22 protein-coding genes, 1 tRNA gene and 2 pseudogenes are annotated in these 22,320 nt (G+C 71.6%); 13 read left to right on the forward strand and 12 right to left on the reverse strand.

What is annotated here, in order from left to right:
* The coding region (locus GT030_RS24850) for a diacylglycerol kinase family protein (RefSeq protein ID WP_161203007.1) at positions 1-1,211 on the forward strand (1,211 nt) is incomplete at its 5' end.
* Complete coding sequence (locus GT030_RS24855) at positions 1,204-1,776, forward strand: phosphatase PAP2 family protein (protein ID WP_161203008.1); 573 nt, start codon at positions 1,204-1,206, stop codon at positions 1,774-1,776. The genes GT030_RS24850 and GT030_RS24855, both read left to right, overlap by 8 nt.
* Before the next feature lie 87 nt (positions 1,777-1,863).
* Here the strand turns inward: GT030_RS24855 and GT030_RS24860 are convergent, their stop codons facing one another.
* The 4 genes and pseudogenes from GT030_RS24860 to GT030_RS24875 all read right to left on the reverse strand — a co-directional run bounded on the left by GT030_RS24860 (position 1,864) and on the right by GT030_RS24875 (position 5,962).
* The gene (locus tag GT030_RS24860) at positions 1,864-3,570 is read right to left on the reverse strand and encodes a RecQ family ATP-dependent DNA helicase (protein WP_161203009.1); all 1,707 of its coding nucleotides are present in this window, start codon (positions 3,568-3,570) and stop codon (positions 1,864-1,866) included.
* Between the two features lie 142 nt (positions 3,571-3,712).
* Positions 3,713-4,582, reverse strand: coding sequence for an alpha/beta hydrolase (locus tag GT030_RS24865; RefSeq protein WP_161203010.1), 870 nt, complete (start codon positions 4,580-4,582; stop codon positions 3,713-3,715).
* 32 nt (positions 4,583-4,614) lie between these two features.
* Positions 4,615-5,232, reverse strand: a pseudogene (locus GT030_RS24870) (LysR substrate-binding domain-containing protein); the annotation flags it as partial.
* A gap of 118 nt (positions 5,233-5,350) precedes the next feature.
* Complete coding sequence (locus GT030_RS24875) at positions 5,351-5,962, reverse strand: TetR/AcrR family transcriptional regulator (RefSeq protein ID WP_161203011.1); 612 nt, start codon at positions 5,960-5,962, stop codon at positions 5,351-5,353.
* Positions 5,963-6,104: 142 nt separating this feature from the next.
* Here GT030_RS24875 and GT030_RS24880 point away from each other — a divergent pair, with 142 nt between their 5' ends.
* From GT030_RS24880 to GT030_RS24905, 6 genes and pseudogenes are all read left to right on the forward strand, one after another.
* A complete protein-coding gene (locus GT030_RS24880; protein WP_161203012.1) occupies positions 6,105-6,839 on the forward strand; it encodes an SDR family oxidoreductase in 735 nt (244 codons plus the stop codon).
* A gap of 32 nt (positions 6,840-6,871) precedes the next feature.
* The gene (locus GT030_RS24885) at positions 6,872-7,495 is read left to right on the forward strand and encodes an NAD(P)-binding domain-containing protein (protein ID WP_161203013.1); all 624 of its coding nucleotides are present in this window, start codon (positions 6,872-6,874) and stop codon (positions 7,493-7,495) included.
* 34 nt (positions 7,496-7,529) lie between these two features.
* Complete coding sequence (locus GT030_RS24890) at positions 7,530-8,420, forward strand: TIGR03619 family F420-dependent LLM class oxidoreductase (protein ID WP_161203014.1); 891 nt, start codon at positions 7,530-7,532, stop codon at positions 8,418-8,420.
* Positions 8,421-8,492: 72 nt separating this feature from the next.
* A pseudogene (locus GT030_RS24895) lies at positions 8,493-8,711 on the forward strand (DMT family transporter); the annotation flags it as partial.
* A gap of 115 nt (positions 8,712-8,826) precedes the next feature.
* A complete protein-coding gene (locus GT030_RS24900; protein ID WP_135793992.1) occupies positions 8,827-9,114 on the forward strand; it encodes a DUF4190 domain-containing protein in 288 nt (95 codons plus the stop codon).
* 54 nt (positions 9,115-9,168) lie between these two features.
* Entirely contained in the window at positions 9,169-9,543 is a 375-nt protein-coding gene (locus tag GT030_RS24905; protein ID WP_161203015.1) for a VOC family protein, read from the forward strand.
* A 14-nt stretch (positions 9,544-9,557) separates the two neighbouring features.
* Here GT030_RS24905 and GT030_RS24910 read toward each other — a convergent pair whose 3' ends face one another.
* From GT030_RS24910 to GT030_RS24930, 5 genes are read right to left on the reverse strand one after another with little or no spacing between them, the layout of a single operon-like run.
* Entirely contained in the window at positions 9,558-10,448 is an 891-nt protein-coding gene (locus GT030_RS24910) for a Gfo/Idh/MocA family oxidoreductase (protein ID WP_161203016.1), read from the reverse strand.
* A 37-nt stretch (positions 10,449-10,485) separates the two neighbouring features.
* A complete protein-coding gene (locus GT030_RS24915; protein ID WP_161203027.1) occupies positions 10,486-11,685 on the reverse strand; it encodes an ROK family transcriptional regulator in 1,200 nt (399 codons plus the stop codon).
* A 36-nt stretch (positions 11,686-11,721) separates the two neighbouring features.
* Entirely contained in the window at positions 11,722-12,606 is an 885-nt protein-coding gene (locus tag GT030_RS24920; RefSeq protein ID WP_161203017.1) for a carbohydrate ABC transporter permease, read from the reverse strand.
* Positions 12,603-13,622: a sugar ABC transporter permease gene (locus GT030_RS24925; protein WP_161203018.1), complete on the reverse strand. Its 1,020-nt coding sequence runs from the start codon at positions 13,620-13,622 to the stop codon at positions 12,603-12,605. Before GT030_RS24925 ends, GT030_RS24920 begins: the two co-directional genes overlap by 4 nt.
* Positions 13,623-13,645: 23 nt before the next feature.
* The gene (locus GT030_RS24930) at positions 13,646-15,049 is read right to left on the reverse strand and encodes an extracellular solute-binding protein (protein WP_161203019.1); all 1,404 of its coding nucleotides are present in this window, start codon (positions 15,047-15,049) and stop codon (positions 13,646-13,648) included.
* A 127-nt stretch (positions 15,050-15,176) separates the two neighbouring features.
* Here GT030_RS24930 and GT030_RS24935 point away from each other — a divergent pair, with 127 nt between their 5' ends.
* Genes GT030_RS24935 through GT030_RS24955 form a run of 5 tightly spaced genes read left to right on the forward strand, consistent with a single transcriptional unit; the run spans position 15,177 to position 20,976 of the window.
* Positions 15,177-16,223, forward strand: a complete 1,047-nt coding sequence (locus GT030_RS24935) for a zinc-binding alcohol dehydrogenase (RefSeq protein WP_161203020.1) — start codon at positions 15,177-15,179, stop codon at positions 16,221-16,223.
* Positions 16,224-16,235: 12 nt separating this feature from the next.
* Positions 16,236-17,036 carry a sugar phosphate isomerase/epimerase family protein gene (locus GT030_RS24940; RefSeq protein ID WP_161203021.1) on the forward strand — a complete coding sequence of 267 codons (801 nt, stop codon included), beginning with the start codon at positions 16,236-16,238 and terminating at the stop codon, positions 17,034-17,036.
* Positions 17,033-18,385 (forward strand): trehalase family glycosidase, encoded by a 1,353-nt coding sequence (locus tag GT030_RS24945; protein WP_161203022.1) that lies wholly within the window; start codon positions 17,033-17,035, stop codon positions 18,383-18,385. Before GT030_RS24940 ends, GT030_RS24945 begins: the two co-directional genes overlap by 4 nt.
* Positions 18,382-20,280 carry a glycogen debranching N-terminal domain-containing protein gene (locus GT030_RS24950; protein WP_161203023.1) on the forward strand — a complete coding sequence of 633 codons (1,899 nt, stop codon included), beginning with the start codon at positions 18,382-18,384 and terminating at the stop codon, positions 20,278-20,280. The genes GT030_RS24945 and GT030_RS24950 overlap by 4 nt, the downstream gene beginning before the upstream one ends.
* A gap of 27 nt (positions 20,281-20,307) precedes the next feature.
* Complete coding sequence (locus GT030_RS24955; protein ID WP_161203024.1) at positions 20,308-20,976, forward strand: Type 1 glutamine amidotransferase-like domain-containing protein; 669 nt, start codon at positions 20,308-20,310, stop codon at positions 20,974-20,976.
* 11 nt (positions 20,977-20,987) lie between these two features.
* On the opposite strand, the gene GT030_RS24960 is transcribed toward GT030_RS24955, so the two are convergent.
* The 3 genes from GT030_RS24960 to GT030_RS24970 form a co-directional block, all read right to left on the reverse strand.
* Positions 20,988-21,848: a polysaccharide pyruvyl transferase family protein gene (locus tag GT030_RS24960; protein ID WP_237522797.1), complete on the reverse strand. Its 861-nt coding sequence runs from the start codon at positions 21,846-21,848 to the stop codon at positions 20,988-20,990.
* Positions 21,849-21,891: 43 nt separating this feature from the next.
* Positions 21,892-22,086: a DUF2795 domain-containing protein gene (locus GT030_RS24965; RefSeq protein WP_161203026.1), complete on the reverse strand. Its 195-nt coding sequence runs from the start codon at positions 22,084-22,086 to the stop codon at positions 21,892-21,894.
* Positions 22,087-22,245: 159 nt separating this feature from the next.
* Positions 22,246-22,319: transfer RNA gene (locus GT030_RS24970), tRNA-Pro, on the reverse strand.
* Between the last annotated feature and the right edge of the window lies 1 nt (position 22,320).

The raw sequence follows: 22,320 nt of genomic DNA on the forward strand, positions 1-22,320 counted from the left end.
TCGGGCTGGTGCTCTTCGCCGCCGGCGTCTGGTGGTTCCTGGCCCGGCGGGGCGTGGTGCGGCTGGTGGGCGCGCTCGTGGCCGTCGCCGCACCGGTCGGCTTCCTGGTGTTCATCACGCGGAGCGGTCTCTGGCTGGTCGCGCTGATCTCCGCCGTGTGCTGGTCGGTCGCGGGCTTCACGGGGCGCGCGGCGCTGCGCAAGGCGCGACCGCACCGGCCCCAGCGGCCCACCCGGGCGCGTCGGCCGAGACGACCGGTGCTGATCATGAACCCGAAGTCCGGCGACGGCAAGGTCGGCCGCTTCGACCTGGTGGAACGGGCGGAGGACCTGGGCGCGCGGGTGATTCTGCTGGACCCCGCGCACCCCGCCGACGTGACCAAGCTGGCCGAGGAAGCCGTGGCCAATGGTGCCGATCTGCTGGGGGTGGCGGGTGGCGACGGCACGCAGGCGCTGGTCGCGGCGGTCGCCGCCGAGCACCACCTGCCGTTCCTCGTGATCTCCGCGGGCACCCGCAACCACTTCGCCATGGACCTCGGCCTCGACCGCGACGACCCGGCCCGCTGCCTCGACGCCCTGACCGACGGCGAGGAGATCCGCGTCGACCTCGGCGACGTCTCCGGCCGCCCCTTCGTCAACACGGTGTCCTTCGGCGTCTACGCCGACATCGTGCAGAGCCCCGAGTACCGCGACAACAAGACCGGCACCGCCCTCACCCTGATGCCGGACCTGCTGGCCAGGGAAGGCGTACAGCGGCTGGAGGCTCACGTGGACGGCAACCGCCTCGCCGAGCAGCAGGCGCTTCTGATCAGCAACAACCCGTACGTCTCCCCCGACGAACTGAGCAGCGGCGGCCGCCGGCCCCGGCTCGACACCGGTGAGCTGGGCGTGATCGGGATCAGGGTGGAGAACGCGGCCCAGGCGGCAGAGCTGGCGGTACGGGGTACGCAGGCGCCGGGGCTCACCGTGACGACCGCGCACCGGGTCGAGGTGACGGCCGGGGAGGAGCAGATCCCGGTGGCGGTGGACGGCGAGGCGCTGTGGCTGCGCACACCGGTCACCTGCTCGGTACGGCCGGGCGCGCTGCGGGTGCTGCTGCCGCGCGACCGTCCGGGCGTGCCGCAGCCCGCGCCGCCCATCGACTGGCGGAAACTGCTCAACCTCGCGTTCGGTCCCGCCGAGCGCACGGCACCGGGAGAGAACCATGCCTGACCGCGACACCTTCCCCGCCGTCCTCCGTGACCTGCGCGCGGTCGACGGCGCGCTGTACGCCGCCGTGGCCGCCACGCCGACGCCCGCGCTGGACCGGGCGCTGCGGCTGCTGTCGCACGCGGCCGACCACTCGAAGATCTCGTTCGGCGTCGCGGCGGGGCTCGCCCTGCTGCCGGGCCGGCCGCGCCGCGCGGCACTGACCGGGGTCGCCTCCGTCACCCTGGCGTCGGCGGCGGCGAACCTGCTCGGCAAGCGGATGGTGCGCCGCCACCGGCCCGACCGGGAGGAGGCGCAGGTGGCGGTGGCGCGGCACGTGCGCATGCCCGAGTCGGCGTCCTTCCCCTCCGGGCACACGGCCTCGGCCACCGCCTTCGCCACGGCCGTGGGCGTCGTCCTGCCTCCGGCCGCGGTCCCGCTGGGGTCGTTGGCGGTGGCCGTCGGGTACTCCCGCGTCCACACCGGGGTGCACTATCCGGGGGATGTCGCGGCGGGCGCGGTGCTGGGGTTCGCGGCGGCCGCGGTGTCGCTGGCCGTGGTGCGGGGGCTGGGGTGCGGGGTGGGGTGAGGGACGGGTTGAGCCCACATGTGGAGAGACCACGAGTGAGGGGGGCACATGTTGTGGGGGCCCATGGGGTGAGGCCACATGCGGGTCTCAGCACACAGTCAGCAGATGGTTCCTGTTGATGACCTCAAGAGACAGCGTGCGATACCCCACCGTCTCGAACAGCACCGTCAGCCGCTCGTTCTCCTCGCTCATGACCGACCCCTGCCCCCACTGCTCGTGCCGCACGAGAGTGCCGGGCGGGAAGGGATGCTCGTCCCCCACGGGCACCGAAGAGGCCGACTCGGGTATCGGCCCACCCGTACCGGCCAGCACGGCGGGCCCGCCCTCGGCGCGACCCTCCTCCGCCAGTTCGGCCGCCTCACACCGGTCACACGCACCGCAGGACTCGTCCTGCTCGCCGCCCTGCCCGAAGTAGCCCAGCAGGAACCGCCGACGGCAGCCGGTGGCCTCGGCGTAGCCCCGCATCATGTCGACGCGGGAGCGCTCCAACTGCTGATGGGCGTCGCCCAGTTCGATCGCCTGCTGCGCGGCGTCGGCCGGTCCGGCCGTGCCGGTCGCCTCCAGTTCGCCGTCCTCGGTGGTGTGCACGGCGTCGACCTGCTCCAGGAGGTTGACGACGGCCGTAAGACGGCTCGCCGTCAGGTTGGTCTCCTCGCGCAGCTCGGTCGGCGGGACCGGCCCGTCGTGTTCCTCCAGCGTGCTCACCACCTGGGTGACGGTGTCCGGGTCCGGCCGGCCGGCCGCGAAGAAGCGCTGCATGCCGAGGTCCTGCGGCCGGTAGGCGAGTATCGCGCGGGCCTCCTCGCCGTCGCGTCCGGCGCGGCCGATCTCCTGGTAGTAGGCGTCCAGCGAGCCGGGGACGGAGGCGTGCAGCACGAAGCGGACGTCCGGCTTGTCGATGCCCATCCCGAAGGCGGAGGTCGCCACGACCACGTCCAGCCCGCCCGCCATGAACCGGTCGTGCACATCGCCCCGCTCCCGTGCGGGCAGCCCCGCGTGGTACGCGGCCGCGTCCAGCCCGAGCAGGCTCAGCTCCTCGGCGTACTCCTCGGCCTCCCGGCGCGTACCCGCGTACACGAGGCCGGGCTTGGGCTCCGCGGCGGCGCGTTCGACGACGGCACGCTTCTTGGCGGCGGCGTCCTGGAAGGGGACGACCTCCAGGTGGATGTTGGGCCGGTCGAAGCCGGTGACCACCTCGTGCACGTCCCGCATGCCGAGCCGGCTGACGATCTCGGCCCGTACGGGTGCGGCGGCGCTCGCGGTCAGGGCCAGTACGGGGGGCCGGCCGAGCCGGTCGATGACCTGCCCGAGCCGCAGGTAGTCGGGGCGGAAGTCGTGTCCCCACGACGACACGCACTGGGCCTCGTCGACGACGAACAGCGCGGGCTCGGCGGCGGCGAGCTGCTCGACCACCTCGTCCTTGGCGAGCTGCTCGGGCGCCAGGAACAGGAAGTCGACGTCGCCCTCGCTGATCCGGTCCCACACCGCCGCGTTCTCGCTGCCGCTCTGGGACGAGTTCACGGCTGCCGCCTCCGCGCCCTCCCGGCTCAGCAGCCCCCGCACCTGGTCCCGTTGGAGCGCGACGAGCGGCGACACCACGACGGTCGGACCCGGCAGCAGCAGCCCCGGCACCTGGTAGACGGCCGACTTCCCGGCCCCGGTGGGCATCACGACCAGCGTGTCCCGCCGCTCCATCACCGCCTCCATCGCCACCAACTGCTCCGGCCGCAGCTCCTCCCACCCGAACACGTCCAGCGCGCTCTTCCGCAGCCGCTTCGCCGATGCGGTACTCATCATGCTCTCCCTGTGTTCCGGGCCCTGCTCAGATCACCGGAATCGGCGCCTGGGTGTGTGAGCACCCGGTACCCCGGCGACGGCGGAGTACCGCGCCGGCGGCTCGGGAATTGGCGTCTGAGAGGTGGGACACCCAGGGGTCCTACGAAGGCTCTCCCCCGAAGAAGTCCGCAAGGGAAGATGCCAGCGCTCCTGGAGCCTCTTCGGCCACGTGATGCCCGGAGTCGATGCCGTGGCCGCGTACGTCCGGTGCCCACTGCCGCCAGATCTTCACCGGGTCCCCGTACAGGTCCTCGATGTCGTCCCGGAGCGACCAGAGGATCAGCGCCGGGCACTGGATCCGTGTCCCGGCCGCGCGGTCGTCCTTCTCGTGCCGCCGGTCGATGGTGAGGCCGGCCCGGTAGTCCTCCAGCATCGCCCGCACCACGTCCGGGTTTCTCGTGGCCGCGCGCCACTCGTCATGGTTCTCCTGCCCCATGCTCTGGGGGTCACCGTGGTACCAGCTGTCCGGATCGGCGTTGATGACCCGCTCGGGGATGTCCGGCTGGGCGAAGAAGAACCAGTGCCACCACTGCGTGGCGAACTCGGTCGTGATGCGGGACAGGTGCTCGGTGAGGGGCAGACCGTCGATCAGCGCCACCCGCGAGACAGCGTCGGGGTGATCGAGTGCGAGACGTAGCGCGACACTGCTTCCGCGGTCGTGCCCGGCGAGCGCGAACCGGGCGTGGCCGAGGGAGCGCATCACCTCGACCACATCACCGGCAACGGCCCGCTTGGAGTATCCGGAGTGGTCGGGGGTCGGCGTCGGCCCGGTGGACCGGCCGTATCCCCGGAGGTCCGGACAGACCACGGTGAACCCGCGCCGGACGAGCAGCGGGGCGACGCGGTGCCAGGTGGCGGAGGTCCGGGGGTGGCCGTGCAGGAGTACGACGGGCGGTCCGTCCCCTCCGTGCCGGACGAAAATCGACGCCCCATCAGTCTGAACCCGGCTGGTCTCAAAGTCCTCGAACACGACTCGGCCCTCCCTCGGGGTGTCTCCCCCGCCTACCCCACAGGCCCGTCGGACAACTCCGCCCACCCCTTCTGCAACGCCCGCACCGTCTCCACGATCGCCGGCCGCCCGCTCGCCCCGGTACGCCACAGGGCGTACAGCCGGCGCACCGGAGCCGGATCGAGCGGCACCTCCACCGCACCGGGCGGCAGCGGCCCACGCCCCAGCCGAGGCACGAGCCCGATACCGAGCCCCGCCGCGATGAGGGCGACCAACGTCGGGTTCTCGTCGGCCTGGTGGACGATCTCCGGCGTGTGCCCGGCCTCGCGGAGCGTGCGGACGAGCCAGTCGTGGCACACCCGGCCCGGCGGCTGGCACACCCACCGCTGGCCCCCGAGTTCCGCGCGCCGCACGGAGGAACGCCCGGCGAACGGATGCGTCCGAGGCACCAGCAGCGTGCAGGGATCGTCCCCGATCACCGCCTGTTCCACCCCCGGCGGAAGCGGCAGCGGGGTGATGTCCCAGTCGTGCACCACCGCCAGATCGACGGCCCCCTTGGCGACCCTGTCCACGGACAGATGCGGGTCGACCTCGCTGAGCCGGGCGTCCAACGCGGCGTGTCTCACGGCCAGTTCGGCCAGCACGCCCGGCAGCAGCCCACGGGCCTCCGATCGGGTGTCGGTGAGGGCAAGGGCCCGGTCCGGTCCAGGTGCCGGGCGAAGGGTGTCGCCTGCCAGCGGGTGCAGCAGCGTGACCGGCAACGAGTCCGGCCCCCGCCGGAGTGCCAGGTCAACTCGACACTTCCTCCCGTTGGCGGTGGTGGCCCGCCATGGCGGGGAGAGCGTTGTCGATGAGGACGGCGGCGATGGCGGCGGCGGCGGGGAAGGCATCGGCATTGAGGACCCGGGTGCGGGCCGCGGCGCCATCGATGAGCAGGGCGAGCTGCTCGCCGAGCTGCTCGGGGTCGGCGGCGCCGGCTTCGCGGGCGGTGTCGGCGAGCCGCGCGGCAACGGCCTTCTTGTAGTCGCGTGCGTACTGGGATGCAGGGTGCTCGGGGTCGTGGAGCTCCACGGCCGCAGCGATGTACGGGCACAGGGGTGTGCCGGGGGAGACGTCGAAGGCGGCGAGGAGCCGTTCGCGGGGGGTGAGGTCGGTGCGGTCGAACACGCCGGACAGCACGGAGGGGTCGAACCGGCGCAGGTACTCGGTGACGAGTTCGTCCTTGCCGGTGAAGTGCTGGTAGGCCGTCCGCTTGGACACCTCGGCCGCCGCACAGAGCTCGTTCATGCCCGTGCGGTTGATGCCCTGCTCACGGAACAACTGCTGGGACGCGCTGAGGATGCGCTCGCGGGCGCCCCGACCGCGGCGGCGGCCAGTGGGGCCCTTTTCCAACTCCGTCATGGGTCCACGATACCCCAGCGGGTAACGATTGGTGTACATAGTTTGCGCCCCGGCACTCCGCCCCGTACCTTAAGGACACAGGGCGGTGTACATAACACCGTCACCCCAGGTACACGTGGCAGCACCATTCAAGGGAGCAATCATGGGGAAGCTTGACGGGAAGGTCGCGGTCATCACCGGCGGCACCACCGGCATGGCGCTGGCCGGCGCGAAGCTGTTCGTCGAAGAAGGAGCGCACGTCTTCATCACCGGCCGCCGCCAGGACGCCCTGGACGCGGCCGTGAAGCAGATCGGCCGCAACGTCACCGGCGTCCGGGGCGACGCCGCCGACCTGGACGACCTGGACCGCCTGTACGACACCGTCAAGCGGGAGAAGGGAAGCCTCGACGTGCTGTGGGCCAGCGCCGGCGGCGGCGAGCCCGCCCCGCTCGGCGAGATCACCGAGGCCCAGTTCGACACCTGGTTCGGGCTCAACGCCCGCGGCACCCTGTTCACCGTCCAGAAGGCCCTCCCGCTCCTCAACGACGGCGGCTCCATCCTCATGACCGGCTCCAACGCCTCCCTCGGTGCCTTCCCCGGCTGGAGCGTCTACGCCGGCAGCAAGGCCGTCCAGCAGGCATGGGCTCGGATCTGGCTCAACGAGCTCAAGGACCGCCGCATCCGCGTCAACGTCCTGACCCCGGGCCAGGTCGCGACCGCCAAGCAGGAAGAACTCTTCGACGAGGCCACCAAGCGCCAGTTCGAGTCCCTCATCCCCCGCGGCCAGATGGGCCGCCCCGACGAAATCGCCACCGTCGCCCTCTTCCTCGCCTCCGACGACTCCAGCTACGTCAACGGCATGGAACTCGTCGCCGACGGCGGCACCACCGCCCTCTGAACCCAACAGCACGCACCAGGACAGGACACCTCATGAGCAGCATCAGCATCATCGGCACCGGGAACATGGCTCGCACCATCGGCGCGCGGGCGGTAGCGGGCGGCAACACCGTCGAGATCATGGGCCGCCATCGGGCCAAGGCCGCCGACCTGGCCAAGACTCTGGGCGGCGGCGTCACGACGGGAGAGTGGGGCACCGCCCCGGCTGGGGACATCGTCATCGTGGCCCTGCTGTACGACGGCGTCGTGCCGGCCATCGCCCAGTACGGAGACGCTCTCGCGGGCAAGGTCATCGTCGACATCAGCAACCCCTTCAACTCCACGTTCGACGGGCTGGCCCACCGCGAGGAGACCTCGATCGCGCAGGAAGTCGCCAAGGCCGCCCCGGCCGACGCCGGCGTGGTGAAGGCGTTCAACACCGTCTTCCGCCACGTCCTGGAGAAGGGCCGGCCCGACGTCTTCCTCGCCGGCGACGACGCGCAGGCCAAGGCGCGTGTGGAGGCGTTCATCGAGAGCCTCGGGATGCGCCCGCTGGACGTCGGCGGCCTGAAAATGGCCCACTGGCTGGAAGGAGCGGGCGTGGTCACGGTGGGCCTCGCCAACCACGGGGTCGGGAACTTGGACTTCGCCCTCAGCATCACCGAGCTTCCCGTCTGAGCAAACGGTTGGCGGATCACCGAGAGGACTCGTCATGAAGCTTGGCTTCACACTTCCCGTCATCGGGCCCGCCATCAGCAGCGCAGTTGGCCTGAGCGCGTTCTGCCGCGGGATCGAGGACCTTGGCTACGACACGCTGTGGGTCGGCGATCGCCTGGTCCAGCCGGTCGACATGCATAGCGTCTATCCGGGCAAAGAGCAGCCGTACCCCCCGCAGATGAAGCGTTACCTCGACCCGGTCCTGCTGTGGACCGTCGCCGCGACGGCGACCAGCCGGGTGCGGCTGAATGCCAGCACGCTCAGCACCTTCTACTACGAGCCGCCGCACCTGGCCCGGATGCTGACCACGCTCGACGTGCTCAGCGACGGCCGGCTCGAAGTCGGCGTGGGACTCGGGTGGATGAAGGACGAGCACGACATCTCCCGCAGCGCGGACTGGCACCGGCGCGGGCGGATGCTCGATGACCTGCTGGCGTTCCTGCACGAGTGGTGGACGGCCAACCCGGTGTCCTGGGACAGCGAGTTCTTCTCACTGCCGCCGGTCCACGCCGACCTGCGCCCCGTGCAAGCAGGCGGGCCGCCCATCTGGATCGGCGGCGCCAGCGAGGCCGCGATGCGCCGGGTCGGCCGGAGCGCCACCGGCTGGCTCGGGGTCGATTTCCTCCCGGACGAGGTCGCGGACCAGTTGTGGTCGCTCGCGCGCCGGGCGGCGCAGGAGGCCGGCCGCGATCCCGACGCGCTGAAGAAGGCCATACGCATCAACCTCGAACCGGGCACGACCGTTGATTCGCCGGCCGACAAGCTCAAGCGCTTCGCCGAGTCCGGTGCGGACGAGGCGTTCGTGGACGCCTTCGCACCGTTCCCCGACCTTGACCAGATGCTTGACTTCGCCGGCCAGGTGATCACGCGTACCGGTCGGTTGTGATCACCCAGGAGCAGGACGACCAAGGGGGTCCTGCGAGGCTGTGTTGCTGAGATGCACCCACGTGGCGAAGCGCTGCGTCGCCACCCGGCGTCCGCGGTGACGCCGTTCTCCCTGCTCGTACCCTTCTTCGGCATGTCCTGTGCCGCGCTGTTCCTCCGAGAACCGGTGAGCGGCCTGCGCTGGTGCGCGGCGGCGCTGCTGACCGGCGGGGTGGCGACGGCGTCCGTCACCCCTCGGCGCCGGGCAGCGGTGGGACCGGTCAAGGTCTCGGTCCCGGCACGAGAGTCGTGAATCAGAGGTTCCGCTTCACCCCCGGTTTCCTGGGGAATGCCACAACTCCCCTTGGGCACACGGAGTCCAGACACACAAAGTACCGGCATTCCCCATTCGTGGAGCGGGAGTTCTCATGACCAGTTACGGTGGCCAGCCGGCCGCTCGATCCGGTTCGCGGACCAACGGTCTCGCCATCGCGGGCCTGGTGTGCGGCGTTGTCGGCTTCTTCTTCCTCAACGTCATTCTCGGCCCCCTGGCGATCATCTTCGGTATGGTCGCCACGCGGCAGTCGGGCGCCAAGGGCGGTCGCGGAATGGCGAAGGCGGCCGTCATTCTCGGCATCGTCGACCTCGTGGTGTTCGCCATTCTCATGATCGTGGCGGCGAACAATGGCGGATTCCACTGGTACGTCGGAAGCTGACGCCGAATTGAATTCCGGACGCGTACGAAAATGGGCTGCGGGCAGGGATCGACCATGACGACACTGCTCGCAGCCTTCGTGCTCGGCACCCCCGATCCCCCCGCGCTCGCCGATTTCTATCGCGCCCTCTTGGGCTGGGACGAGGTCGACCGGGAGCCCGACTGGGTCCGGCTCAAGGCCCCGGAGCGTGAACGCCCCGGCCTCAGCTTCCAGTTGGAGAAGGACCACCGCCCGCCGGCCTGGCCGTCCGCCCCCGGCGAGCAGCAGAAGCAGGCCCATCTCGACATCCAGGTGGACGACCTCGCCGCCGAGACCGAGCGCGCGTGCGCCCTGGGTGCGACGGTGGAGGAGCACCAGCCACAGGACGACGTCCGCGTGCTGCGCGACCCCCACGGCCATCTGTTCTGCCTCTTCCTCCCCGGCGCCTGAGCGACGCGCCCGGCTCAGCCCTGCGCCGCCAGCTCCAACAGCTCCTGCAGCCTCAGCCCCCGGCCGGCGTCCAGCTCGGTCGGGGTGTTCGTGCGTACGGCGGTGGCGAACTCCCGGCGCAGCGGGGGCCAGCACTCCTCGTGATCGATCCCGGCCGTGTCGTACCGCAACGGTTCGGCGGAGCCGAAGAGTTCGACCGTGGTGACCGCTCGGGGCACGGCCACGCTGCCGGAGAGCGTGGCCTGGCTGACGGCACCGTTGGCGTGCTCACAGGTCAGCTCGGTCCAGCGGCGCGGGTCGCCGGTGCGGCGGATGCTGGTGATCGGGGCTATCGCCGTGTCGAGGAGGTCCAGCAGGTGGGGGCCCAGGTCGAGCAGGGCGCCGTGTTCCAGGCGCCAGCCCGTGGCGAAGTCGCCGCCGAGGAAAGCCCCGTGGAGGTAGCAGGAGCGGGCGCCGACGACGTCCAGGGTGCTCGCGGCCCGCAGAAAGGCGCGGGTGGCGGGGTGGTAGCGCTTGGTCAGGACGAGTTGGGAGACGACCCCGGCTTCGGCGACCGCGTCCGCCACCCGTCGGGCTGCCGTCAGATCCGGGCCGAGCGGTTTCTCCAGCAGCAGCGCCTTCCCCTGCTTCGCGGCGAGCGGGGCGAGTTCGGCCTGCACGGCGGGCGGTACCGCGAAGGCGACCGCCTCGCAGCGGTCGAGCAACTCGGCGAAGTCGGCGGCGACATGGGCGCCGTAGGGCGCGGCGGTCTGCTCGGCGGCCTCGGGGCGGCGGGCCCAGACGGCGGACAGCCGGGTCTCGGGCCCGGCGGCCAGCACTCGGGCGTGCATGGCACGGGCCCACGGACCGGCGCCGACCAGTCCGACCTCCACGGGACGATGCGGCCAAGGGGCGGGTGTGGTCATGACTTCCTGTCCGAACGAGGTCGAGGGAAAGGCGGGTTCAGCGGGCGAGCCGCTCCAGCCGGGCGTCCGCGCGGTCGGCCGAGTAGAGGAACTGCACCACCATGGCCGCCGCGCCGATGAGCCCGGAGTGGTCGCCGAGCCGGGACGTGACGATCTGGAGGTGAGCGGTGGTGCGCGGCATGGCGCGCTGGTAGATCAGCTCCCGCACCCCGGTCAGGTACGGGACCCCGGCCAGCTCGCCCGCGAGCATCAGCACACCGGGGTTGAGCAGGGTGACGACGGTGACCAGTACCTCGCCCGTACGCCGCCCGGCTTCCCGCGCGAGCCGTACGGCCTCGGGGTGGCCCTCGGCGAGCAGGCGCCGCACGTCGCGGCCGGAGGCGGTGTCCAGGCCGAGCGCGCCCAGTTCCCGGGCGAGCGCCCCGCCACTGGCCACGGCGGCGAGGCAGCCGTGCGCACCGCACATGCACAGCGCGTCGGGGCGGTCGTGCAGCCGGATGTGCCCGATGTCGCCCGCGCCGCCGTCGATGCCCCGGTACACGGAGTCTCCGATGACGACGCCCGCGCCGATCCCGGTCGACGCCTTCACCAGGACGAAGGAGTCGCAGTCGGCGTGGTTGGCCCGCTGCTCGGCCAGTGCCATCAGGTTGGCGTCGTTGTCGACGAACACCGGCACCGGACCGTCCTCCATGGAGCCGCCGACGCGCCGGGCGTAGGTCTCCTGGAGGCGTTCCCGGATCGGGTACTGGTCCCAGCCGGGCATGATGGGCGGCTCCACGACCCGGCCGGTCGCGAAGTCCACCGGGCCGGGGACGGACACGCCGATCCCGCAGATCCGCGCCGGGGAGACACCCGCCGCGGCCAGCAGGTCCGGGAACCAGCCGACGAGCCGGTCCAACACCGGCTCCGGGCCGTCCACGATCTCCATCGGTCCGGTGTGCTCCGCGAGGATGGTACCCGCGAGGTCCAGGACGGCGGCCCGCGCGTGCCGGGTCTCCAGGTCGACGGCGAGGACGGCCGCGTGCGCCGGGTCGAAGACGATCCGGCCGGAGGGGCGGCCCCCGGTCGAGGCGCCGGTGGTGTGCCGCACCCAGCCGGCCCGGTTGAGCAGGTCGAGCCGCTGGCCCACGGTGGAGCGGGACAGGCCGGTGACGCGCTGGAGTTCGGCGCGGGTGTTGGCGTGTCCGTCGCGGATGAGCTGGAGCAGCCCTCCCGCGCTGACCTGACTGGGCGTCATCATGATGTCCCCCTGGACCCCTCGTACCTCTGGGCTTCAGCTCTTGTCGGCACCGCTGGTCAGGCCCTCGGTGAGCAGCCGTTCGGCGGCGAAGAACAGAAGTACCACGGGCACCGTCAGCACCACCGAACCGGCCATCAGCACCGTCTTGGGCACCTCGATGCCGTTGGACAGTTGGGCCAGGCCCAGCGAGACGGTCCACTTGCCGGGGTCGGCCGCCAGGAAGAGCAGCGCGAAGAGGAACTCGTTCCAGGCGATCATGAACACGTACAGGCCGGTCGCCATGAGCGAGGGCAGCGCCAGCGGCAGGATCACCTTGCGGAGGGTCTGCAGGCGCGTGCAGCCGTCCAGGGCGGCGGCCTCCTCGACCGAGTACGGGATGGTGACCAGGTAGTTCTTCAGCATGTAGATGGACACCGGCACGGTCTGCGCGACGTACACCACCGCGAGGCCCACCAGGCTGGAGGAGAGGCCGAGCCTTGCGAAGATCACGAACAGCGGGACGGCCAGCAGCGTCGCGGGGAAGAGGTAGACCGCGAGGAAGAGGGCGCTGACCTGGCGGTGCCCGAAGAACTTCAGCCGGCTCACCGCGTAGGCGCCGGGCACGGCGGCCACCAGCGTGAGCGCGACCGTACCGAGCGACACCAGCGCGGAGTTGGCCAGGAAGCCGAGGAAGCCCTGCCCGCCGTCGTCGGAGGACGTCAGCACGTTCCGGTAGGTGTCGAGGGTGAGATCGCGCGCGGAGACCCACAGCGAGCCGGGGTCGAGCAGCAGCGCGTCGATGGGCTTCAGCGACAGCAGCAGCATGTAGTAGAAGGGGAGCACGGTGATCACGGCGAGGAAGGCGATGACGCACCAGCGCGCCACGCCGAAGAAGCGCTCCTCGAACCGGGCTCTGGTCAGGACGGCCTTGCGGGTCACGCTTCCTCCTGGACCTTGTTGCCGAAGAACTTGAAGTAGCAGCCCAGCAGGATCATCAGCGAGACAGCGAGGACCAGAGCCTGGGCGGCCGCGGCCCCCACGTCGTAGCGGGCGGTCAGGAAGTCGTAGACCCGGACGGCCGCGACGTCGGTGCCCGCGCCGCCGCCGGTGAGCAGATAGACGTCGTCGAACTTGTTGAACGTCATGATGAAGCGCAGGACGCACAGCAGGGCGATGACCGGCATGAGCTGCGGGAGCAGGATGTGCCGGAAGCGCTGCGAGACGGTGGCCCCGTCGACCTCAGCGGCCTCCTCCAGGCCGTCCGGGACCGCCTGGAGCCGGGCGAGCAGGAACAGGAAGGCGAACGGGAAGTAGCGCCAGCACTCGAAGGCGATGACCGTCAGCAGCGCCAGCGGTATGTGGAAGTGCGCGCCGAACAGGCCGACTTCGTAGCTGCGGGTGGAGAGGAAGCCCACAGGGTCGTCCCAGCCGAACAGGCTGCGCCCCCAGTCGTTCACGATGCCGTACTGCGGGCTGAGCGCCACCTCCCAGACGAAGGCGACGGCGACCACGGGCGCCACGTACGGCAGGAGCATGGCCGCGCGCAGCAGGGCCCGGCCGCGGAACGGCCGCCTGAGGGCGAGCGCGGCCACCAGGCCGAGGAGGACGGAGCCGAGCGTGCCGCCCGCCGTGTAGAGCAGGGTGGTCAGCAGACTCGACCAGAAGCCGGCCGATTCGAAGACCGCCGCGAAGTTGTCCAGCGTCCAGCGGCCGAACAGGCCCATGCCCTGGATGTCCACGAGCCGGGCGTGCTGGAAGGCCAGCAGGAGCGTCCAGAGGATCGGCAGGACGACCACGACGAGGACGACGATCAGGGTGGGAGAGACGAAGGCGAGACCGGCGCGGTTGGCCCGCCGCTCGGCGGTCATCGGTTTCGCGGGCTGCCGCTGCGATACGGCCGGCGGCCGGGGCTCGGTGTCCGGGCGCGGCGCTGCGCCGGAGGGGGCTCGGGTCATGGGGATGCCTTTGTGACGTGCGGCTACTGGAGGGACTTCTGCAGGGCGGCGACTTCGTCGTCGGCTTCGCGGGCCGCCTCCTCGGGGGAGAGCTGGCCGCTGGTCATCGCACCGATCGCCTTGGGTACGGGCAGCTCGCCGTTGGTGGCGCCGACCAGGGCGCCCTCGCCCTGCTCGATGCCCCAGCGGCGCATGTTGCCGACCCCGGCGGCGAGTTCGTTGAGCAGGCTCGGCGGATACACCTGGTCGAACGGCCTCTTGGTGTCCACCCCGATGTCGCTGTGCCGCCAGGCGTCGAGATAGCGGTGGGGCTCGGCGGCGGTGCCGTGGCGGACGGGGATCTTGCCCTCGGGCGACATCCCGAACCAGGACTCGTAGCCGGAGTTCATCATGTACTCGATGAACTGCTGCGAGGCCGCCGTCTCCGCGGTCTTGGTGGTCACCCAGGAGGTGATCTCGCCGAACTGCGCGCCCTCGCGGGCGTCCGGACCCTTCAGCGCGGTGACGATGCCGCTGTCGCGGGCCAGCCGGCCGGGGTCCTTCTTGCACTGCGGGCAGCTCGGCAGGGCGTCCTCGCGCAGGCCGGCCAGCTCGTCCAGCAGGAACGAGGACCAGATGACCATCGAGGAGCGGCCGGCGAAGTAGGTCGCGCGGGTCGAGTCCACGCTCTGCGTGCCGGGGGCACCGTGCTCGCGGGCGAGCTGGTCGTAGGTGCGGAAGGCGGTCTCGCACCGCGGGCTGTGCAGGGCCACCTCGTGGTCGTCGTCGACGAGCTGGCAGCCGTTGGCCAGAGCCACGCTCTCGAAACTCTGCGAGGTGAACACGTCGGAGGGGTCGGTGGCGGCCGACATGCCGTCGTGGCCGCCGCCGTCCAGCGCCCGCGCCGCGGTGAGCGCGCGGTCGTAGGTGTCGGGCGCGGCAAGGTGCTTCTGGGCGAAGTCGTCCTTGCGGTACACGAGCAGTTGGAGCCAGGCGTCGGAGGGGACGCCGAGGTGGGTGCGGCCGTCGGAGGTGAGCCCGAGCGCGTTGGCGTTGAACGTGCCGGGCCCGAGTTCCTTGACGATCCGCCCCGGTATCTCCGTGTTGAGCAGGCCGTTTCCGTACATCTGCCAGATCTGGCCCATCGGGGCGGCGCCGATCACGTCGGGCAGGTCGCCGGAGGCGGCCGCCGACATGATCAACTGCGGCAGCTGACCCTCGTCCACCCCGACCAGGTGCACTTTCACGCCCGACTTCCGCTCGAAGCCATCGATGATCTTCCGCGTCGCCCCGACGCGGTCGGGCAGGTTCTCCAGCGACCACACGGTGATCTCGTGGTCGGGTCTGCCGGGGCCGGTGCTACCGGAGCAGCCGGTGACCAGCGCCAGTCCCAGGGCTGAGGTGAGGCCCACCGTGGTCGTCAGCGACCGTCGGCTCTTGGTGCGCATTGCGTCTGTCCTCGTGTCGACTTACGTCTACCGATCACGCATCTCAGCATCACTTTCGCTTGTTGACAAGACATAAGTTGTGGTTATTGTCGACGCAACCCGCAGCCGCAACCTTCCGGAGCCATCCGTGGAACGCGTCGTTCAATTCACCGGTCCGCGTCAGGTGGAGGTGGCCGAGCAGTCTCGCGCCGACCTCCCGCCCGGCCATCTCAGGGTCCGCACCCGCTACTCCGGCATATCCGCCGGCACCGAGCTGACCGCCTACCGGGGCACAAACCCCTACCTCACCCGCACCTGGGACCCCGAAGCCCGCCTCTTCCGCGACGGCGCGGCCGGCATCGAGTACCCGGTGGCCGGCTGGGGCTACTCCGAGGTCGGCGAAGTCATGGAGATAGCGCCCGAGTTGACCGGTACACCGGGCCTGCCGCGCCTCGGCGACACGGTGTGGGGCATCTGGGGACACCGCAGCGAGGGCATCGTCCCCGTGGAGCGCATGATCGGGCACACCCTGCCGGCCGGACTGGACGACCTCTCCGGCGCGTTCGCCCGGGTCGGGGCCATCGCGTACAACGCGGTCCTGGCCGGGGACATCCACCTCGGCGAGGACGTCGCCGTGTTCGGCCAGGGCGTGATCGGCCTGCTCACCACCCGGCTCGCCCAGCTCAACGGCGCCCGCGTCATCGCCGTCGACGCCCTGGACGACCGCCTGGAGGCCGCCAAGCGGTACGGTGCCCGGCACACCCTCAACGCCCGCACCGACGCCGTCGCCGAACGCGTCCGCGAGATCACCGCCGGCCTGGGCGCCGACCTCGCCATCGAGATCAGCGGCGCCCACCCCGCGCTGCAGGAGGCCCTGCGCTCGGTCGCGGTCGGCGGCCGCGTGGTCGCCTCCGGCTTCTACCAGGGCGACGGCATCGGGCTCCGGCTCGGCGACGAGTTCCACCACAACCGGGTCCAGCTCGTCTGCTCCCAGATCGGCGGCGTGCCCCCGGCGCTGTCGCACCGCTGGAGCCAGGAACGCCTCCAGCACGCCTTCCTGAGTCTGGTCGCCGAGGGCCAGGTCGATGTGAACTCCCTGGTCAGCCACGTCATCCCGGCCGCCGACGCCGCCGACGCCTACGTACTGCTCGACCAGCGCCCCGCCGACGCGCTCCAGGTCGTCCTGGAATTCTGAGAGGTCCTCTTCATGCTCACGATCGCCGCCCAGGAGCAACTGCTGCCCGGTGACACCCTCCAGGCCAAGTGGGAGTTCGCGCAGGAGGCCGGATACGGCGCCATCGAACTGCGCGCCAAGGGCGACCTCCACTTCGCCGGCCGCCTGGACGAACTCAGGCAGGCCGCCAAGGACGGGGTGGTCATGCCCACCGTCTGCGTCGACATGCTGCACTTCCTCGGCGCCTTCGACGACGAACTGCGCCGCGACGCCGTCGCCCAGCTGAAGTCCCAGCTCACCGTGATCGCGGAGATCGGGGGCCGCGGCGCCCAGACCCCCGCCTCCTACGGCATGTTCTCCCGCCGCCTGCCGCCCTTCGAACCCCCGCGCAGCGAGGAGGAGGACCGCGAGATCCTCCTCACCGGCCTCACCGAACTGGGCGAACACGCCCGCCGGGAGGGCGTCACCCTCTACCTGGAGCCGCTCAACCGGTACGAGGACCACATGGTCAACCGGCTGGAACAGGCCGCCGACCTCATCCGCGCGACCGCTCTCGACTCCGTCCGGATCGGCATCGACAGCTACCACATGAACATCGAGGAGAGCGACCCGTCGGCCGCGATCCTGGCCCACGCCGAGTACATCGGCCACGCCCAGGTCTCCGACTCCAACCGCCTCCAGCCCGGCGCAGGCCACCTCGACTGGCCTGCCTGGCTCGGCGCCCTGCACACCATCGGCTACGACGGCGTGCTCGCGGCCGAATGCCGGCTCGGCGGTGACCCCGTAGAGGCCGTCCGCTCCGTCCCGGCCTTCCTGCGGAGGTCGGGCGCATGACGGCCGTACTCGAACGCCCCTCCCCCGCCCTCACCTTGAGGCGAGGCGCGGCACGGGTCCTGCTGGACAACTGGACGGGCACCGCCACCGTCCCCTCCCGCACGCTCTACCCCCACCAGTGGAGCTGGGACTCGGCCTTCATCGCCATCGGGCTGCGCCACCTCTCCGCCCGGCGCGCCCAGCGCGAACTGGAGTCCCTGCTCGCGGCGCAGTGGGCCGACGGCCGCATCCCGCACATCGTCTTCAACCCGGCCCAGCCGTACGGCGCGTACTTCCCGAGCCCCGACTTCTGGCAGTCGTCCACCGTCGGCCGGCCCTCCGGCGCCCCGGCCGCAGCCGAGACCTCGGGCATCGTCCAGCCACCCGTCCACGCCCTCGCCGCCTGGCTCGTCCACCAGGCCGACCCGGCCGAGTCCGACCGGCGCGGCTTCCTCGCCCGCGTCCGTCCCCGGCTGGCCGCCTGGCACCACTACCTGCTGACCCGGCGCGACCTCGGGGGCGGCGGCCTGGCCGCGGTGGTCCACCCGTGGGAGCCGGGCATGGACAACAGCCCTTGCTGGGACGGGCCGTTGCGCCGGGTCGGTCCGGCCGGCCCCGACACCTACCGGCGTGCCGACCTCGACCACGGCCAGGCCGCCGACCGCCCTACCGACCTCGACTACGGCCGCTACGTCCGCCTCGCCACCGACTACCGCGCCACCGGCTACGACGACCGCGCGACGGACCACGCCTTCGCCGTCGAGGACCCCTGCTTCAACGCGCTGCTCATCGCCAGCGAACGGGCCCTCGCCGCGATGGCCCGCCACCTGGGCGGGAGCGGCGCCGAGCACGAGGAGCGTGCGCGGTCCCTCACCGAACGACTGGTGGACCGGCTGTGGGACGAGGAGGCCGGGCTGTTCCGGGCCCTCGATCTGGTGGCGGGCGGATTGATCGGCGAACGCGGCGTCACCGGTCTCGTCCCGCTCGTTGTGCCGGGGCTGCCGCCCGAGATCGCCCGCCGTCTCGCCGACACCGTCGCCGGGCCGCATTTCCGGGCCCCCGCCACCGGGCTGGTCCCCAGCTACGACCTCACCGGCCACGCCTTCGACCCGCAGCGGTACTGGCGCGGACCGGCCTGGTTCAACACCGCCTGGCTCGTCCACCAGGGTTTGCGCACCCACGGTCACCGTGAGCGGGCCGATGAGCTGCGCCGGAGCTTCCTGGCCGGGGCGGGGCGGTCGGGCTTCGCGGAGTACGTCGACCCCACCACGGGCGCCGGCCGGGGCGCCCGGAACTTCTCCTGGACCGCCGCCCTCACCCTCGACCTGCTCCACACCGAGGCCGCTCACGAAGAGGAGCCCCTGCCATGACCCCGGCCGAGCCCCACGTCCAACTGGTCCGGGACGCCACCTTCGCCCGCCTCGACACCACCGGTGGAATCACCGGCGTACGCGGCACCGCCCCCGACGGGGTGTTCGCACGCGACGGCCGCCATTTGAGCCGCTGGCAGCTCACGGTCGACGGCAGCCACCCGACCGTCCTCGTGCCCGCCTCGCGCGAGGACGACCACGCGGCGTCATGCGTACTGATCCCGAAAGGCACGCGCGATGCCCCGCCCGCCTACACGGTCTTCCGCCGGCAGAGCGTCGCCGCAGGTGAGTTCACCGAGCATCTGCGCCTGGTCAACAACCGCCCGGACGCCGTGACGGCGCGCCTCGAACTCACCGTGGACTGCGACTTCGCCGACCTGTTCGAGCTGCGGGCCGACGGCCGGGACTACTCGAAGCCGGACGGCGGGCGGGAGGTTCGTACGGCCCCCGAGGGCCTGGTCTACGACTACCGCCGCGCCGACTGGCACGCGCGGACGGTGCTCACCTGTCAGCCCGCACCGGCCGGCATCGCCGCCGCGCCGGACGCCGGGGCCACGGCACGAACCCTCGCCTGGGAGCTGGCCCTGGCCGAGCACGGTGAGGCGGAACTGCACCTGGCAGTCCGCACCGACCCATCCCCGTCTCCTTCCACCCGGGCGGCCCGGCGCACCGCTCCGGAGGCCGCCGACGACCTGGCCCGTGCCTGCGAACGCGGGCTGGCCGACATCGACCTGCTCACCATCGCGGTCGAGGGCGTGGACGGCGAGCAGGTACGCGTCCCGGCCGCCGGCATCCCCTGGTTCCTCACACTCTTCGGCCGCGACTCGCTGCTGACCTCGTACTTCCTGCTGCCCTACCGCCCCGGCACCGCCGCCGCCACTCTCAGCGCCCTCGCGGCGACCCAGGGCGCCCGGTACGACGACTTCAGCGGCGAGCAGCCCGGCCGGATCGTGCACGAGACCCGCCAGGGGGAGCTGGCCCACTTCCGCCAGGTCCCGTACGGCCGTTACTACGGCGCCGTCGACGCCACCCCGCTGTTCCTGGTCCTGCTCCACGCCCACCACGAGACAACCGGCGACCCGGCACTCGCCTCCCGCCTGGAACAGCACGCCCGGCGCGCCGTCGACTGGATGCTGGCCGACGGCGGCCTGGGCGAACACGGCTACCTCGTCTACACCCCCGACCCGAACGGCCTGGTCAACCAGAACTGGAAGGACTCGGCGGGCGCGATCTGCTTCACCGACGGCACCCAGGCGAAGGGCCCGATCGCGGTCTGCGAGGCACAGGGTTACGCGTACGACGCGCTGGTTCGCACGGCGGAACTGTCCGAGGGGGTCTGGGGGGACCCGGAGTACGCGGCTCGACTCCGATCGGCGGCCCGGGAATTGAGGCAACGCTTCGCCGACGACTTCTGGATGCCGGGCCCCGGCTTCCCGGCCCTGGCGCTGGACGGCGACGGCCGCCGGGTCGACGCGCTGGCCTCGGACGCCGGACATCTCCTCTGGTCCGGCATCCTGGACGAGGACCGCGCCCGGCGGGTGGGCCGGCGCCTGCTGGAACCCGACTTCTTCTCCGGCTGGGCCATCCGCACCCTGGCCGCGGGCCAGCACCCCTACCACCCCCTCTCCTACCACCGGGGCAGCGCCTGGCCCCACGACAACGCCCTCATAGCCCTCGGCCTCGCCCGCCACGGCCTCCACACGGAACTCCGCACGGTGACAGAGGGTCTGACAGCGGCAGCCGCCCATCACGGCCACCGCCTCCCGGAAGTCCTGGCCGGCTATGCCCGCACGACCACCCCCACCCCGGTCCCGTACCCCCATTCCTGCTCTCCGCAGGCGTGGGCGGCGGCGACTCCGTTGGCCCTGCGCACCGCGCTGCGGGGCGTTGCCTGAGTCCGACACGCGTGATTGGCTCGGCCGATGGAACTTCTGCTGACGTCGGCCGGTCTGCGCAACGAGAGCCTCAAGGATGCCCTGCGGGACATGCTGGGAAAGCCGTTCGGGTCGGCCGGCATCGTGTACGTCCCCACGGCGTCCATGGCCGAGTCCGGCGACCACGGATGGCTCCTCGCCGACATGACCCGCGTGCACGGCCTCGGCTGGCGGGAGTTCGACATCCTGGAACTGAACGGTCTGCCCGGGCGGTTGGTGCTCGACCGGCTGCTGCGCGCCGACGTCATCTACGTCGGCGGCGGCAACCACTACCACCTCGCCCGCAGCATCACCGGCAACGGCCTGGCCGACGGGTTCCTGGAGGCGCTGGCCGAGCGGGTGTACGTGGGGCTGAGCGCGGGCTCGATGATCCTCAGCCGGCATCTCACCGAACACTCCGCCGACGTCATCGGGGACACGGCGGACCTCCGTCTGCTCGGCGCGACCACCGTGACCCCGCCCTTCGGCCTGCTCGACTCGTACCTGAAGCCCCATCTGTACTCGCCGGACTTCCCGGAACGCGACGACGCCTGGGCCGATCGCATCGTCGCGCGGGCGGACTTCCCGATCTACTTCATCGACGACGACACGGCGCTCCGTGTGCGCGACGACAAGGTGGACGTCGTCTCGGAGGGCCGGTGGCGCTTCCACCCGTGACCGGCCCCCGCTCAGCGCGAGGCGCCCAGCAGGCGCAGCAGGCCGTCCGCGCTGTCCGCCGTCCCGCCCCGGCGGAAACCGTCGGCGGTGCGCTCGGCGAGGGTCCGGCCGGAGGTGAGGCACCAGTCCCACCACCAGTCCAGCGTGGGGGTGTCGAGCCGTTCGGCGGGCAGCAGCGCGGGCCAGCCGCAGGCGCGCGCCTGAGCGGTGACCTTGGCCCCGTCCGCCACGGGGTCGACGGCGAGGGCGGGCACCCCGGCGCGCAGTGCGAGCACCAGGCCGTGCAGCCGGTCGGTGACGACGAGGTCGCAGCGCGCCAGCACGCTCTCCAGTTGCCCGGAGGTCGTGCACAGCCGCCAGTCGCACGGGTCCAGCCGGGTCTCCAGTTCGAGACAGGCGCAGTCCCGGCCGTTCAGCCAGCGCGTGACGAACTCGGCCACCCGCTCGTGCTGCCTGCGGAGGCCGTACTCGTACTGGCCGTGCGTGAGGACGACGCCTACGACCGGATGTGCCGGCGGGACGGGCGCGCGGGCGGCCAGGTCGAGGGTGGGGACGGTGTCCGGGGCGTCCCGCCCGAGGACGTGGTGGAAACCGTGTACGGCGGGGTCCTCGGCGTCGAGGACGGAGTTCCCCACGGCGATCCGGACGCAGTCGCGGTACCGCCGGTGCAGGTCCTCGACCTGGGATCCGTGCGCGGGGCCGCAGACGAAGAGCAGGTGCGAGTAGTCCTCCGGGCGGGTGTCGTCCAGGGACGGCCCCTCCGGCCGGAAGGCCGGGCTCCAGGCGACGTCGTGCGGGACGGCGGCGCCCCGCAGCAGCTCTCGCACCCGGTCCAGCGCGAGCAGGTCACCGGCGGTCGCCTCCCCGTGCAGGAAGCTGAACCAGCCGGTGACGAGAACCCGCCGCGGGCCGGTCTCAGCCGTTGTCGAAGACCGCCTTCTGCACGTCGTTGGGGCCGTCGAACCGTTGCGTCCCGGCGTGCTCAAGCTTGTCGACGACCTTGTCGTCGGCGCCGTTGCTCCGGGCCACGGAGACGAGATCGTCACGGCTGGCGGGGTATTCGGCGCCCTTGAGGGCCTTCTGGAGATCGATCGGGCTCATGTCGGCCATGGTGTCCTCCTGTCGGGGCCGGCGCAGTCGTCCTGCGCGTCCTGGCGCCGAGTACCCCCCGAGGACGACGGAGACCCGCCGCGCCCGCAGTTTCCACAAACAGCGGAAGGCCGGTTGCGGATTTCTCCGTAACCGGCCTTCACCTGCGACTTCGTAAAGTCGGGACGACAGGATTTGAACCTGCGACCCCTTGACCCCCAGTCAAGTGCGCTACCAAGCTGCGCCACGTCCCGA

The organism is Streptomyces sp. SID1328, assembly GCF_009865595.1.
GTDB lineage: Bacteria > Actinomycetota > Actinomycetes > Streptomycetales > Streptomycetaceae > Streptomyces > Streptomyces griseoluteus.